At 67.7% G+C, this 12,934-nt stretch carries 12 protein-coding genes; 8 read left to right on the top strand and 4 right to left on the bottom strand.

Annotated features, from left to right (window positions below; all coding sequences use genetic code 11):
• Nucleotides 1-7: 7 nt before the first annotated feature.
• A complete protein-coding gene (locus GFD32_RS16060; RefSeq protein ID WP_163577613.1) occupies nucleotides 8-643 on the bottom strand; it encodes a class I SAM-dependent methyltransferase in 636 nt (211 codons plus the stop codon).
• Between the two features lie 174 nt (nucleotides 644-817).
• Here GFD32_RS16060 and GFD32_RS16055 point away from each other — a divergent pair, with 174 nt between their 5' ends.
• From GFD32_RS16055 to zapE, 7 genes are all read left to right on the top strand, one after another.
• Nucleotides 818-2,032, top strand: coding sequence for an aspartate aminotransferase family protein (locus tag GFD32_RS16055; RefSeq protein ID WP_163577612.1), 1,215 nt, complete (start codon nucleotides 818-820; stop codon nucleotides 2,030-2,032).
• Nucleotides 2,033-2,082: 50 nt separating this feature from the next.
• Nucleotides 2,083-3,156 carry an arginine N-succinyltransferase gene (locus tag GFD32_RS16050; protein ID WP_163577611.1) on the top strand — a complete coding sequence of 358 codons (1,074 nt, stop codon included), beginning with the start codon at nucleotides 2,083-2,085 and terminating at the stop codon, nucleotides 3,154-3,156.
• Nucleotides 3,156-4,187, top strand: coding sequence for an arginine N-succinyltransferase (astA, locus tag GFD32_RS16045; RefSeq protein WP_163577610.1), 1,032 nt, complete (start codon nucleotides 3,156-3,158; stop codon nucleotides 4,185-4,187). Before GFD32_RS16050 ends, astA begins: the two co-directional genes overlap by 1 nt.
• The gene (gene astD / locus GFD32_RS16040) at nucleotides 4,184-5,653 is read left to right on the top strand and encodes a succinylglutamate-semialdehyde dehydrogenase (protein ID WP_163577609.1); all 1,470 of its coding nucleotides are present in this window, start codon (nucleotides 4,184-4,186) and stop codon (nucleotides 5,651-5,653) included. The genes astA and astD overlap by 4 nt, the downstream gene beginning before the upstream one ends.
• Entirely contained in the window at nucleotides 5,650-7,017 is a 1,368-nt protein-coding gene (astB, locus tag GFD32_RS16035; RefSeq protein WP_240455683.1) for an N-succinylarginine dihydrolase, read from the top strand. Before astD ends, astB begins: the two co-directional genes overlap by 4 nt.
• A 101-nt stretch (nucleotides 7,018-7,118) precedes the next feature.
• Nucleotides 7,119-7,598 (top strand): GNAT family N-acetyltransferase, encoded by a 480-nt coding sequence (locus GFD32_RS16030; RefSeq protein WP_163577608.1) that lies wholly within the window; start codon nucleotides 7,119-7,121, stop codon nucleotides 7,596-7,598.
• A complete protein-coding gene (gene zapE / locus GFD32_RS16025; RefSeq protein WP_163577607.1) occupies nucleotides 7,595-8,719 on the top strand; it encodes a cell division protein ZapE in 1,125 nt (374 codons plus the stop codon). The genes GFD32_RS16030 and zapE overlap by 4 nt, the downstream gene beginning before the upstream one ends.
• 36 nt (nucleotides 8,720-8,755) lie before the next feature.
• On the opposite strand, the gene GFD32_RS16020 is transcribed toward zapE, so the two are convergent.
• Nucleotides 8,756-9,727 (bottom strand): threonine dehydratase, encoded by a 972-nt coding sequence (locus GFD32_RS16020; protein ID WP_163577606.1) that lies wholly within the window; start codon nucleotides 9,725-9,727, stop codon nucleotides 8,756-8,758.
• An 87-nt stretch (nucleotides 9,728-9,814) separates the two neighbouring features.
• On the opposite strand from GFD32_RS16020, the gene GFD32_RS16015 reads away from it, so the two are divergent.
• Nucleotides 9,815-11,170: an aminotransferase-like domain-containing protein gene (locus GFD32_RS16015; RefSeq protein ID WP_163577605.1), complete on the top strand. Its 1,356-nt coding sequence runs from the start codon at nucleotides 9,815-9,817 to the stop codon at nucleotides 11,168-11,170.
• Nucleotides 11,171-11,270: 100 nt separating this feature from the next.
• On the opposite strand, the gene GFD32_RS16010 is transcribed toward GFD32_RS16015, so the two are convergent.
• Nucleotides 11,271-12,329, bottom strand: a complete 1,059-nt coding sequence (locus GFD32_RS16010) for an SPFH domain-containing protein (protein WP_163577604.1) — start codon at nucleotides 12,327-12,329, stop codon at nucleotides 11,271-11,273.
• A 2-nt stretch (nucleotides 12,330-12,331) separates the two neighbouring features.
• Nucleotides 12,332-12,817, bottom strand: coding sequence for an NfeD family protein (locus GFD32_RS16005; protein WP_163577603.1), 486 nt, complete (start codon nucleotides 12,815-12,817; stop codon nucleotides 12,332-12,334).
• Nucleotides 12,818-12,934 lie beyond the last annotated feature (117 nt).

The raw sequence follows: 12,934 nt of genomic DNA, 5'->3' as shown, positions 1-12,934 counted from the left end.
TGGCCGGTCAGTCGCGTTCTAGAGTGATGTCCTTGCGGGCGAGCAGGGCGCGGAACAGCGAGCCGGCGAGCACGGGCCGGTCGTGTTCGATGACGAAGCCGGCGCTCTCCAGCAGTGGGCGCGCCTGGCGGGTGATGTCGGTGGCGATGGCCGAAGTGAGGGCGTTGAGCGTTCGCCGCGGCCAGGCGGCAGGGCGGTCGTCTGGCTGGAACTTGTCCATCACGCATAGCTGTCCGTCGTCGCGCAGCACGCGACGGGCCTCGGCAAGCCCGCGCTCGGGGTTCGGCATCACCGCCAGGATCAGGTGCATCACCACCACGTCGAAGTGTGCCGGCGGGTAGTCGAGCGCCTCGGCATCCATGACGTGGCACTGCACGTCCCTGGTCAGCCGGTCGGCGCGGCGCGCCAGGCGTCGGACCATGGCGGGCGAGAGGTCAGTGGCGTGAACCTCCATCTCTCGAGGCAGCAACGGCAGATCGAGCCCCGTGCCGGCGCCCACCAGCAGCACTCGGCAGCCGGGCGTGAAATCGACCGCTTCCAGTGAGCGCTGGCGAGCGCGACGGAAAACGCGCTCGGCCACGCCGTCGTAGACGGGGGCGTAGAGACTGTAGCGCAGGCGGTTCCAGGCCGTGGTGTTGAACATGCGAGCTCTCCTGGTGGCGACCTCTCAGCGTAGCCGATTCCTTGATTGGCACACACGGAGCGCGTCGATAGCCTTTTCTACAAGTCGTCGTCCCATTGCTGAAAGCCCTCGGGGCGGAAGCTCCCTATACTCGAGTTTCGACCCTGAATTCTGCCCGATGGAGTGGAGACCGACATGAGCCAGACCCCGACCCGCGCCGATTTCGACCGCTACATGGTGCCCAACTATGCGCCCCAGCAGGCCATACCGGTGCGCGGCGAGGGCAGCCGCCTGTGGGATCAGGAAGGACGCGAGTACGTCGACTTCGCCGGGGGGATCGCGGTCAACTCGCTGGGTCATTGCCATCCGGTGCTGGTCGAGGCGCTCACCGCCCAGGCGAACAAGCTGTGGCATCTTTCCAACGTCTACACCAATGAGCCGGCACTCCAGCTGGCCCGGAGTCTGGTCGAGCGGACCTTCGCCGACAAGGTGTATCTGTGCAGTTCCGGCGGCGAAGCCAACGAGGCAGCCCTCAAGCTGGCGCGGCGCTGGGCCCACGACAACGTCAGCGAGCACAAGCACCGTATCGTTTCCTTTTCGCAATCGTTCCACGGCCGTACCCTGTTCACCGTCAGCGTTGGCGGTCAGCCCAAGTACGCCCAGGGCTTCGGACCGGTGCCCGGCGGCATCGTCCACGGCGAGTTCAACGACCTGGACAGCGTGCGCGACCTGATCGACGACGATACCTGTGCGGTGGTGGTGGAGCCCATGCAGGGCGAGGGCGGCATCGTGCCGGCCACGCCGGAGTTCCTCCAGGGCTTGCGGGCGCTGTGCGATGCTCTCGATGCCCTGCTGATCTTCGACGAGGTGCAGACCGGCGTGGGGCGAACCGGCACGCTGTTCGCCCATGAGCAGTACGGGGTGACCCCCGACATCCTCACCAGTGCCAAGGCGTTGGGCGGCGGCTTCCCGGTGGGGGCCATGCTCACCACCGACCGCGTGGCGTCGGCCTTCGCCTTCGGTACCCACGGGTCCACCTACGGTGGCAATGCGCTGGCTTCCGCGGTGGCGCTGGCTGCCGTCGAGCACATCGACACCCCCGAGGTGCTGGAGGGGGTCAAACGTCGCCATGAGCGATTCCGCGAGCACCTGGAGGCGATCGATGCCAAGCATGGCGTGTTCCGCGAGATCCGTGGCATGGGGCTGTTGATCGGTGCGGAGATGGCACCTGCCTTCGAAGGTCGGGCCAAGGACATCCTGCCACTGGCCATCGAGGAGGGGGTGATGGCGCTGATCGCCGGGCCCAACGTGCTGCGCTTGGCGCCTTCGCTGGTGATTCCCGAGGCCGACATCGACGAGGGCATGGTGCGTCTGGAGCGCGCCGTGGCACGGCTGGTGGCCGGGCAGTGAGGGCACGCCGCGCCATGATGCACGCGCCCATGACGAGCGGAGACCCTGCCATGCTGGTGGTACGCCCCGTGCGGCCGGCCGACCTGCCGGCCCTGGAACGACTGGCGGGCAGCGCCACGCCACGGCTCACCAACCTGCCGGCGCACCGTGACCGCCTGGAGGAGCGCATCGCCCGCTCGCGACAGGCGTTCGCCGGTGAGGTCGACTTCCCCGGCGACGAGCACTACACCTTCGTGCTCGAGGACCGTGAGCGCGGCGAGGTCGTGGGCACCGCCACGGTGCGTGCCCAGGCCGGCGCCCGGGAAGCCTACTACACCTATCGTCAGGAAACGCTGATTCACGCCTCGCAGCAGCTCAACGTGCGTCGCGAGGTACAGACCCTGGCGCTCTCCCACGAGGTGTCCGAGGCCAGCCTGCTGTGCGCGCTGTCGCTGGATGCCCGCTACAAGGGCACCAGTGCCGAGAGCCTGCTGCGCCGAGCGCGGTTGATGTTCATTGCCCAGTATCCCGAGCGCTTCGCCGAGCTGCTCGCCATGGCGTTCCCCGGGTACTTGGATGCCGACGGCGAGTCGCCGTTCTGGAACAGCGTGGGACGCCACTTCTTCGTGCGCGACTACCATGAGATCAACTACTTGGCCGGCGTGCGCTCGAAGAGCTTCATCGCCGAGGTGATGCCGCAGTTTCCGCTTTATCTGGCGCTGCTCACGCCCCAGGCCCGTGCTGCCATCGGCCGCGAGCATCCCGACCACGAAGCGGCGCTGGCGGAGATGCTCGCCGAGGGGTTCCTGCGTTCGCGGCACGTCGACCTCTTCGATGCCGGCCCGGTGATCAAGGCAGAGCTCGAGCGGCTGGCGACCTTCCGCCGCGCTGCCTGGCACCCGGTACGCATCCGTCCTGCCCATGCCCTGCCCGATGCCGAGCCGGCGATGGTCGCCAACCAGCAGCTGGGCGACTTTCGCTGCGTGGTGGCCCGCTATGCCCTGTCGCCCACCGGACAGCTCATCCTGTCGCCGGAACATGCCGACGTGCTCGGCGTGGAGGAGGGGCGTGCGGTGCTCGCCGCACCGCTGGCGCTGCCGAGCAGCGACGAGTTCGACCCGGGCTACGACGAGGGAGAGTTGTGATGCGCATCCGACCGATTGCCGAAGGCGATCTGGCCGAGCTGCAGGCCCTGGCTCGGGAGACGGGCGTGGGCTTCACCTCGCTGCCCGACAACAGCGATTTTCTGGCCGACAAGATCGCTGCCACGGAGGCCGCCTTCGCCGAACGCCGGCCGGTGGACCAGCGCAATTACTTCTTCGTGCTCGAGGACGAGGATACCGGAGCGCTGGCCGGCTGCTGCGCCATCGAGGGCCAGGTGGGGCGCGAAGTGCCCTTCTACCACTACCGCCTGGGCACGCTCGCCCACTCTTCGGTGCAGCTCGACCTGCACCGCACCATCGACACCCTTTTCTTGAGCTCCGACCACACCGGCGATGCCGAGGTGGCTTCACTGTTCCTGCGGCCCGAATACCGCGGCCGCGAGCGTAACGGCGTACTGCTTTCGCAGGTCCGCTGGCTGTTCATGGCCGAATTCCGCGATCGCTTCCCCGACAAGGTGATTGCCGAGATGCGCGGGCGGTTCGACGAGCGCGGCAAGAGTCCGTTCTGGGAGTGCTTGGGCAGTCACTTCTTTCCGCTGGACTTCGATGAAGCCGACCGGCTCACCGGGTTGGGCCAGAAGAGCTTCATCGGCGAGCTGATGCCCAAGTTCCCCATCTACACGCCTTTCCTTTCCGAGGCAGCGAGGGCCTGCATCGGCCAGGTGCACGAGCAGACTCGTCCGGCGCTGGCCATGCTCAAGAAAGAGGGGCTGCGCTGGGAGGGCTACATCGACATCTTCGACGGCGGCCCCACCGTGGAAGCCTACGTCGACGACGTGCGTGCCGTGCGCGCCTCGCGGCGAGCGCGAGTGGCGATCGCCGCAGGCGAGACGTCGGCCGAGCGACCGCGCTGGCTGGCGGCCACCACCGACATGGCGCGCTTTCGTGCCGCCTGGGTGAGCCGTGGCCCCGATGCCGAGGGCGTGGTTACCTTGAGCGAAGCAGAGGCGTACCGGCTGGAGGTCAGCGCCGGCGATACCCTGCGCATCCTGGATACCGAGGAGACACCATGAAGGCCATGCAGCAGCTGTTCATCGACGGCGCCTGGCAGCCGGGCGACGGGGCGACCTTCACCAAGCACGATCCGGTTTCCGGGGAGGCGCTGTGGCAGGGCGCCGCCGCTGGCGAGGCCGAGGTCGGGGCGGCGGTGGCGGCAGCCCGCCATGCCTTTGCCGCCTGGGCGCGCCGCTCCTTCGCCGAGCGCCAGGCGCTGGTGGAGCGCTTCCGTGAGGGGCTGGAAGCCCATCGTGACGACCTGGCTCGTGCCATCGCCCACGAGACCGGCAAGCCGCTGTGGGAGGCGCGTACCGAGGTGGGTGCCATGATCGGCAAGGTGGCGATCTCCATCCGCGCCTACCAGGAGCGCACCGGCGAGCGGGAGCGCGACGCCGGCGAGGCGCGGGCCGTGCTGCGTCATCGTCCGCATGGCGTGATGGCGGTGTTCGGTCCCTACAATTTCCCCGGCCATCTGCCCAACGGGCATATCGTTCCGGCGCTGCTGGCCGGCAACACGGTGGTGTTCAAGCCCAGCGAACAGACGCCGCTGACCGCCGACTTGACCTTGCAGTGCTGGCAGGAGGCGGGGTTGCCCGCCGGGGCGATCAACCTGGTTCAGGGTGCCGCTCCGGTTGGCCAGGCGCTGGCTGCCGATCCGGGCATCGACGGCTTGCTGTTCACCGGCAGCGCCAAGGTGGGAGGGATTCTCCACCGCCAGTTCGCCGGCCAGCTGGACAAGATCCTGGCCCTGGAGCTGGGCGGCAACAATCCGCTGGTAGTGAAGGACGTGCCGGACCAGGACGCCGCCGTGCTGACCATCCTGCAGTCGGCGTTTCTCTCCGGCGGGCAGCGCTGTACCTGCGCCCGGCGGTTGATCGTGCCCGAGGGTCAGGTGGGCGATCACCTGCTCGATGCCCTGGCGGATGCCATCTCGCGGCTGCGGGTGGCCGGGCAGTTCAGCGAGCCGGCACCCTTCTACGCGGGCCTGGTGAGCTGCCCGGCAGCGGACGGTCTGCTCGCCGCTCAGGATGACCTCGAGGCCCTGGGCGGTACGGTGCTGGCGCGCCTGGAGCGCCTCGAAGAGGGCACCAGCCTGCTCTCGCCGGGGCTGATCGACGTCACCGGGCTGGCGGTGCCCGACGAGGAACACTTCGGCCCGCTGCTCAAGGTGTACCGCTACCGCGACTGGGACGAGGCGATTCGGTTGGCCAACGACACCCGCTACGGCCTCTCTGCCGGCCTGATCGGGGGGGAACGTGTCGACTGGGACGATTTCCTGCTGCGCATCCGCGCCGGGATCAATAACTGGAATCGCCAGACCACCGGCGCTTCCGGCGACGCCCCCTTCGGCGGGGTGGGCGAGAGCGGTAACCACCGCCCCAGTGCCTATTACGCGGCGGACTACTGCGCCTATCCGGTAGCCTCCATGGAGAGCGAGAGTTTGACGTTGCCCGACCAGTTGCCACCGGGAGTCAGCCTGTGAACGAGACCGTGAAGAGCGACTATCGCGAGGTCAATTTCGACGGCCTGGTCGGCCCCACCCATAACTACGCCGGCCTGGCGCTGGGCAACGTCGCTTCGATGAGCCACGGCGGTCTCGTCGCCAATCCACGGGAGGCGGCGTTGCAGGGGCTGGCCAAGATGAAGGCGCTGATGGAGGCGGGCTACCTCCAGGGCGTACTGCCGCCGCAGCAGCGGCCGGACCTGGGTACCCTGCGAGCCTTGGGCTTCACCGGTAGCGACGAGCGAGTGCTGGCGCGCGCCGCCGGCGAGGCGCCGCAGCTGCTGCGCGCGGTGTGTTCCGCCTCGAGCATGTGGACGGCCAACGCCGCCACGCTGACGCCGAGCCGCGACGCCCCGGACGGCCGCGTGCACTTCACGCCGGCCAACCTGCAGTCGAGCTTCCACCGCTTCCTGGAGCCGGGCACCACGGGGCGCGTGCTGGCGGCGATCTTCAGCGATCCAGCGCACTTCGCCCACCATCCGGCACTGCCCGCCACGCCGGCGTTTTCCGACGAGGGCGCGGCCAATCACACGCGTCTTGCCGGCGAGCACGGCGAGGCCGGGGTGCATCTCTACGTCTATGGTCGCCAGGCTTTCGGCTGGGGGACCGAGGAGCGCCCGGCGCCGCAGCGTTTCCCGGCTCGCCAGACACTCGAAGCCAGTCAGGCGGTGGCGCGCCAGCACGGGCTGAGCGAATCGCAGACGGTCTTCGCCCAGCAGCATCCGAATGCCATCGACGCCGGGGTCTTCCACAACGATGTCATCAGCGTGGGCAACGGCCCGGTACTGCTTTACCACGAGATGGCCTTTCTCGACGAGCAGGCCGTGCTCGACGAGCTGCGCGGCAAGCTGGTCACGCCGCTGATCCCGCTGCGCGTGCCCGCCGAGGCGGTGAGCCTCGAGGACGCCGTGGGTTCCTATCTCTTCAATTCCCAACTGCTCTCCAATCCCGATGGCAGCATGACGCTGGTGGTGCCGGGCGAGTGCCAGGAGAACGAGCGCGTCTGGCGCACCCTTCAGGATCACCTGCTGGCGGGGGCCAACCCCATCGCCGAAGTCGTGGTCAAGGACGTCAAGCAGAGCATGCGCAACGGCGGTGGGCCGGCCTGTCTGCGTTTGCGCGTGGTGCTTTCCGCCGAGGAACGCGCTGCGCTTTCCGGCCGCGTGCTGCTCGACGAAGCCCTGCATGCCGAGCTCGTCGCCTGGGTGCGGTGCCACTACCGCGACCGCCTGGCACCGGCGGACCTCGCCGACCCGCAGCTCGCCGCCGAGAGCCTCGCCGCGCTGGACGAACTGACCCGAATCCTGAAGATCGGCTCGGTGTATCCGTATCAGCTGAGTTGACCCCGGCATGACCATGCGGCCCCGGTCCGTCTGCTGGCGGGCTGGGGCCTTTGTGGTTACCGTAAGGCTCTCATGCAATGGAAGGCCTGAGGAGCGCCGAGATGACGGAAGTAGCAAGGATCGAACGGCTGAGCGCCGGTTCGCCGCATGTCGCTACGCTGGCGGGCTGGACCCATGCCACCTGGGGGCACCTCAATCCCGGCATGACCCTCGACGACGCCATCGAGCGTTTGCGTGGCGAGTGCGGCGCGGGGGGCGTGCCCTCGGTGTTCGTCGCCATGCGCGATGGCGTGGCGGTGGGCACGGCGAGCCTGGTGGCCGACGATATGCGCGACCGCCCCGATCTGTCGCCTTGGTTGGCCTCGGTATTCGTGCTGCCCGAGTGGCGCGGCCAGGGCATCGCCTCGTCGCTGGTGCGGCGGGTCGAGGCCGAAGCGCGCGACAGCGGTATCGCGCTTTTCCATCTCTACACGCCGGATCAGCAGGCGCTCTATCGTCGGCTGGGTTGGCGGGAGCGGGAGACACGGACCTACCGTGGCGAGACGGTGACCATCATGGATCGTCGGCTGGACGGCGTATGACAACGGCGTCACCCCTGGCGGTCTATCGGCAGGCGGTCGAGCATCACGGTTTCGTGGCGGACGCGGCCCAGCACGCGGCGGCCGAGCGCCTCGAGCGTTGCTTCCACGCCCTGCACGGCGGCGCCGTTGCGGTTCCCGGCGTCTACCTGTGGGGGCCGGTGGGGCGCGGCAAGACCTGGCTGATGGACGCCTTTCACCGCCATCTCGCGGTGCCGTCACGGCGCCTGCACTTCCACCACTTCATGCGCTGGGTGCACCGGCGCCAGTTCCAACTGACCGGCACCGCCGATCCGCTGGCGGCGCTGGCCCGTGAGCTCGCCGAGGACGTGCGGGTGCTGTGCCTCGACGAGCTGTTCGTCAGCGACATCGCCGATGCGATGCTGCTCGGGAGGTTGTTTCAAGCGCTGTTCGCGCAGGGGCTGGTGCTGGTGTGCACGTCCAATCAGGGCCCCACCCAGCTGTATGCCGATGGCTTCAATCGGGAACGCTTCCTGCCCGCCATCGCCGCCATCGAGCGCAGCATGCAGGTGGTGGCGCTCGATGGCGGGCGGGATCACCGGTTGCATCCCGGCCAGCAGTGTCAGCGCTACTGGGTCGCCGCGCCCGGTCAGCCAAGCGAGTTGGCAGCGTCATTCGAGTGCTTGAGTCGGGGAGAGCCGGCCGTGGATCAGCCCATCGAGCTGGGCCATCGCCGCATTGCGGTGCAGCGTCGCAGCGCGCGGGTGGTCTGGTGTCGCTACGCCGACCTGTGCGAGCAGCCGCTGGCCGCGCTGGATTTCATCGCCCTGGTCGACGGTTTCGACCACATCCTGCTCAGCGAGGTGCCGTGCCTGAGCGACACGCGCTTCGCTGGCGGCATTGCGCGCGGCACGGAGGACGGGGTCGCGCGCGTCGAGGCTGGGGAGCGGGAGCTGCCACCGCTGTCCCGGCGGGATGACGGCGTGCGTCGCTTCATCGCGCTGGTCGATGAGTGCTACGACCGGCGCGTGCCGCTCTACCTGGAAGCCGCGGTGGCCATGGACGACCTCTACGGCGATGGCTACCTGGCCTTTCCGTTCCGTCGCACGCTGAGCCGGCTGCGCGAGATGCAGCTGGCGCGCTTCGGCAACGACCTGCTATGAGGTGTGGCACCAGGGATCGCTTGGCAGGCGAACGCCTCATCCCCTGGTCGGCTGCGGCGCGGCGAGCAGCTCGCCATAGCGCTGCCGATCGATGTTCGCGCCGGTGAGGATAACGCCGACCCGGCGGTCGCGCTGAGCCTCGCGCTCCTTGACCAGTGCCGCGAGGGCGGCGGCACCCGCGCCCTCGGCGGTATTGTGGGTGTCTTCGTGCAAGATGCGAATCGCCTGGGCGATGTCATCGTCGCTCACCCGTACGACCCGTGACGCACCGCGCTGCACGATGGCGAAGGCCTCGGCGTCGGGCATGCGGCAGGCAATGCCGTCGGCGAAGGTATCGGCGGTCTCCGTCGTCACGATCCTGCCACGCGCGAAGCTCTGCGCGAACGCATCGGCCCGGTCGGAGACCACGCCGATGATCTTGGTGTCGAGTCCAAGCAGATCACGGGTCTGGATCAGTCCGCAGATCCCCGACCCCATGCCGATCGGGACATAAACGCTGTGCAACGCCTTGACCGCCTCGAAGAACTCGAGGGCATACGTCGCGACGCCGCGGATCAGCTCAGGGTGAAAAGCGGGCACCAGCACGAAGCCATGCTCACCTGCCAGCCGCTCGGCCTCGCGGCGCGCCTGGTCGAAGTCCGCCCCATACTCGATTACCTCGCCCCCCAAGGCCCTCATCGCGGCATTCTTCTCCGTCGAATTGCCTCGCGGAACGACGATGATGGCCTCGAGGCCGGCGCGGCGCGCGGCGAGTGCCAGGCTCTGGCCGTGATTGCCCCGCGTCGCGGTGACCAGCCCGGATACCTGGGGAAAGCGCTCCTGCAACGCCCGGACGTAGAGCATGCCGCCCCTGACCTTGAAGGCACCCGTGGGGGCATGGTTCTCGTGCTTGACCCACACCTCGCAGTGCAGGCGGCCGGAGAGACATGGCCAGGCATATTGCGGGGTGGGCGACATCAGGCCATGAACATGGCGAGTGGCATCACGCAGGGATTCCAGATCGAACACGGCAACGTCTCCATCGGTGGTTTGACCTGATCATAGAAGCGAGCGATTGTGTGGGTAAAAACTTATATTGCATGGGCAACAATAAACATGTGGATACCCCAACTCGAAGACGATGCCCGGCCCAAGTACCTCGCCCTGGTGGAGGCCATTGCCCGGGCCATCGAGCGAGGCGAGCTCAAGGCCGGCGACCGCCTACCGCCACAGCGACGCCTGGCCTGGCGGCTGGGACTCAATCCCAGCACCACGATGCAGGCATATCGCGAAGCGACGCGACGACATCTGGTCTCCGGCGAGGTGGGGCGTGGTACCTACGTACTCGCCGACAGCAAGGAGGCGACCCTGTTTCGGCTCAAGCAGCCGGACGACGCCCTGACCCGTTTCGATCTTTCCACCAATGTGCCCGTGGCGGAGACGCTCCATCACGATGTCGAGGCGGCCTTGCGGCAACTGCTGCAGGCGGGCAGCGCCGAACGCTTCCAGTGCTACCTGAGCGCCGACGCGCTGATGCTCGGCAAGAGCTATGCCGTTGGCTGGCTGCAGCAGCGTGGCCTGCACTTGAACACGGACGGTGTCATGCTCTGTGCCGGCGCGCAGCAAGGCCTCTTTGCCACCCTGTCGTCACTCTGCCAGCCTGGTGACGCGGTGCTGGTGGAGGCCTTGGCAGCGCCGGGCATCAAGGCTGCCTGCCGTCAACTGCGCCTGCCGCTGCACGGAGTGGCGCTGGATCGTCAGGGTGTCGTGCCGGACGACCTCGACCGCATGGCGAGGGCCACCCACGCCCGAGTGATCGTACTGGCTCCCACCCTGCACAATCCCACCGGGGTGAGCATGAGCGCCGAGCGCCAGGCCCGGATCGCCGAGGTGGTCCACCATCATGGACTGCTCGTCGTCGAGGATGACGTCTATGGCGGCCTGGGGGCCTCGCCGCCGCTGACGCGGCTGCTGGGCGAGCAGGGGCTGCTGGTCACCAGCCTGTCGAAGACGGTCGCGCCGGGGTTGCGCATTGGTTTCATTGCCGGCGATCGCGAGCGATTGCGGCGGATAGACCCCGAGATGCAGTTGACCCACTGGGCGGTGTCCCCGCTGTGCCTTTCCCTCTTCTGCCAATGGATGGAAGATGGGACCGCCCAGCGGCGCCAGGCGATGCAGCGCGAGGAGGTGGCGTGGCGCTGGCGGCTGGCCAAGAAGATACTGGGAGCCGGCCTGGGCGCGGTAAGCGATCCGTCGCCCCATGTCTGGGTACAGGGGAGCGGCTCGTCCGAAGCGATGGTGAAGGCCTGTCGGGACAGGGGAGTCGATGTGGTGCCTGCCGGGGTATTCGCCGTCAAGCAGGAGGATATGCCGGCGATACGCGTCAGTCTCTCGGCGGCACGCAGCCGGGGAGCGCTGAAGATAGCCCTGGAACGGATCGCCGATGCGCTGCGCATGCTGGCCAGGGAGTGAGCGTTCGGCAATAACCGTGCTGACCGGAAATGCCGAGACGTCACGCCGGAACGGCAGGGTGGCAGCCCCGACCCTGCCATCCTCCGGCGGCTAGGCCCTGTCAAGCGCTGCCGCTGGCGGCACCGCCCACCACGCCGCTGCGCAGCCCGCTTTGCCGGTCGTTGGCACGCAGGTGGTTGGCCACGGCGTCCTCCGGCGAGCCGGCCAGCTCGCGGAACATGCCCATCGAGCCGAGCAGCGCCGAGGATTCGTAGGGTACGAATACCCGTTCGCCCTCCTGGGCCATCGTCGGCAATGCCTTGATGTAGCTCTGGCCGAGCAGGTAGCCCACGACGGTGCGCTTGTTCTCTTCGTTCTCGCCGATGGCACCCAGCACCAGCTTGATCGATTCCTGCTCGCCCTGGGCGCGCAGGATGGCGGACTCCTTGTCACCCTCGGCGTTGAGGATCGCCGATTCGCGCTGCCCCTGAGCCTTGGCGATGGCCGCGGACTTCTCGCCCTCGGCCTCGGTCACCGTCGCGCGGCGCTTGCGTTCGGCGGCCATCTGCAGGCGCATGGCTTCTTCCACCTCGCCGGGCATGGCGATGTCTTGCACCTCGACCCGCGAGATCTTCACGCCCCATTTGGAGGCCGGCTCTTCCATGGCGGCCTGGATCTCGTTGTTGACCTCGGCCCGCGACTCGAACAGCTTGTCGAGCTCCATCTTGCCGACCACCGAGCGCAAGGTGGTCTTGGCCAGCACTTCCACCGCCTGGCTCATGTTCTCCACCTCGTAGACGGCCCGCTTGGGATCGATGATCTGGTAGTAGAGCGCACCGTTGATGGTCACCGTGACGTTGTCGGTGGTCACCACTGGCTGGCCGGGAAAGTCCATCACCGTTTCGCGGCGGTCGATACGCACGTCGTCGCTGGTGAGCGGCTGGTACTCCTCGCCGAGCTTCTTGTAGCGGATCATGGTGATGGCACGGGGCTGCTCGATGAAGGGAATGATGATGTTGATGCCGCTCTCCAGCACGCGGTGGAAGGAGCCTAGGCGCTCGATCACCATCACCTCCGACTGGCGTACGATCACCAGGCCCTTGGCGACGATCAGGATGCCGATGACGACGACGATCAGGGCGAGAATCAGCCCGGGGCTGATGGGAAGGTTCGCATTCATGGTCACTGTTCCTTGTCGTGTGAAGCGTGTGGGGCGAGATGCACGACGGCGGTGGTGCCGTCGAAGCGTTCGAAGATGACGGACGTGCCCGCCGGCAGCACGGTTTCGCCGCTTTTTTCATCAGCGTCGGCGGCCACCCGCAGGCGGTAGAAGTCGCCGTTGATCTTGATGCCCGTGGCGCCGTCGAACTCGCGCTCGAGGGTGGTGTAGCGCCGACCCTTCTCGACTCCGCTGCCGGTGGTGCCATAGGCCACGCCGCGGGGCGAGAACCAGGGGCGGATCTTCCACACGGCGAGCGGGACCAGCACGCCGGAGAAGGCTCCCATGGCCAGCAGTTGCACGGCCAGCGACGGCTCTAGGGTCGCCACGGCTGCGGTGAGAGTGGCGGCGATGGCCAGTGCCAGCAGCAGCAGAGCGCCGGAGGTGAGTTCGGCCAGCCCCAGCAAAAGGGCGAGAGTCAGCCAGATCAGCGCGGAACTCCATTCCATGGGGTGTCTCCTGTGTTCTTGGGCGCGGCCCTGGATTTCTGCCTGCGAGGCTTCAGTGTCTGGCGCACACAGCATACCCCAAGTGATGTCTGCTTCGTCCTTGCAATGCATGACCCC

This window comes from Halomonas faecis, from assembly GCF_010993975.1.
Lineage (GTDB): Bacteria > Pseudomonadota > Gammaproteobacteria > Pseudomonadales > Halomonadaceae > Halomonas > Halomonas faecis.
This window is presented reverse-complemented; position numbering and strand designations above follow the sequence as displayed.

What these genes read in the sequence shown, in the direction of transcription:
- GFD32_RS16010 (WP_163577604.1), bottom strand. Translation starts at nt 12,329, where the DNA reads ATGAATGCGAACCTTCCCATCAGCCCCGGGCTGATTCTCGCCCTGATC.
- GFD32_RS16050 (WP_163577611.1), top strand. Translation starts at nt 2,083, where the DNA reads ATGCTGGTGGTACGCCCCGTGCGGCCGGCCGACCTGCCGGCCCTGGAA.
- GFD32_RS16015 (WP_163577605.1), top strand. Translation starts at nt 9,815, where the DNA reads ATGTGGATACCCCAACTCGAAGACGATGCCCGGCCCAAGTACCTCGCC.
- GFD32_RS16030 (WP_163577608.1), top strand. Translation starts at nt 7,119, where the DNA reads ATGACGGAAGTAGCAAGGATCGAACGGCTGAGCGCCGGTTCGCCGCAT.
- GFD32_RS16060 (WP_163577613.1), bottom strand. Translation starts at nt 643, where the DNA reads ATGTTCAACACCACGGCCTGGAACCGCCTGCGCTACAGTCTCTACGCC.
- GFD32_RS16005 (WP_163577603.1), bottom strand. Translation starts at nt 12,817, where the DNA reads ATGGAATGGAGTTCCGCGCTGATCTGGCTGACTCTCGCCCTTTTGCTG.
- astA (WP_163577610.1), top strand. Translation starts at nt 3,156, where the DNA reads ATGCGCATCCGACCGATTGCCGAAGGCGATCTGGCCGAGCTGCAGGCC.
- zapE (WP_163577607.1), top strand. Translation starts at nt 7,595, where the DNA reads ATGACAACGGCGTCACCCCTGGCGGTCTATCGGCAGGCGGTCGAGCAT.
- astD (WP_163577609.1), top strand. Translation starts at nt 4,184, where the DNA reads ATGAAGGCCATGCAGCAGCTGTTCATCGACGGCGCCTGGCAGCCGGGC.
- GFD32_RS16055 (WP_163577612.1), top strand. Translation starts at nt 818, where the DNA reads ATGAGCCAGACCCCGACCCGCGCCGATTTCGACCGCTACATGGTGCCC.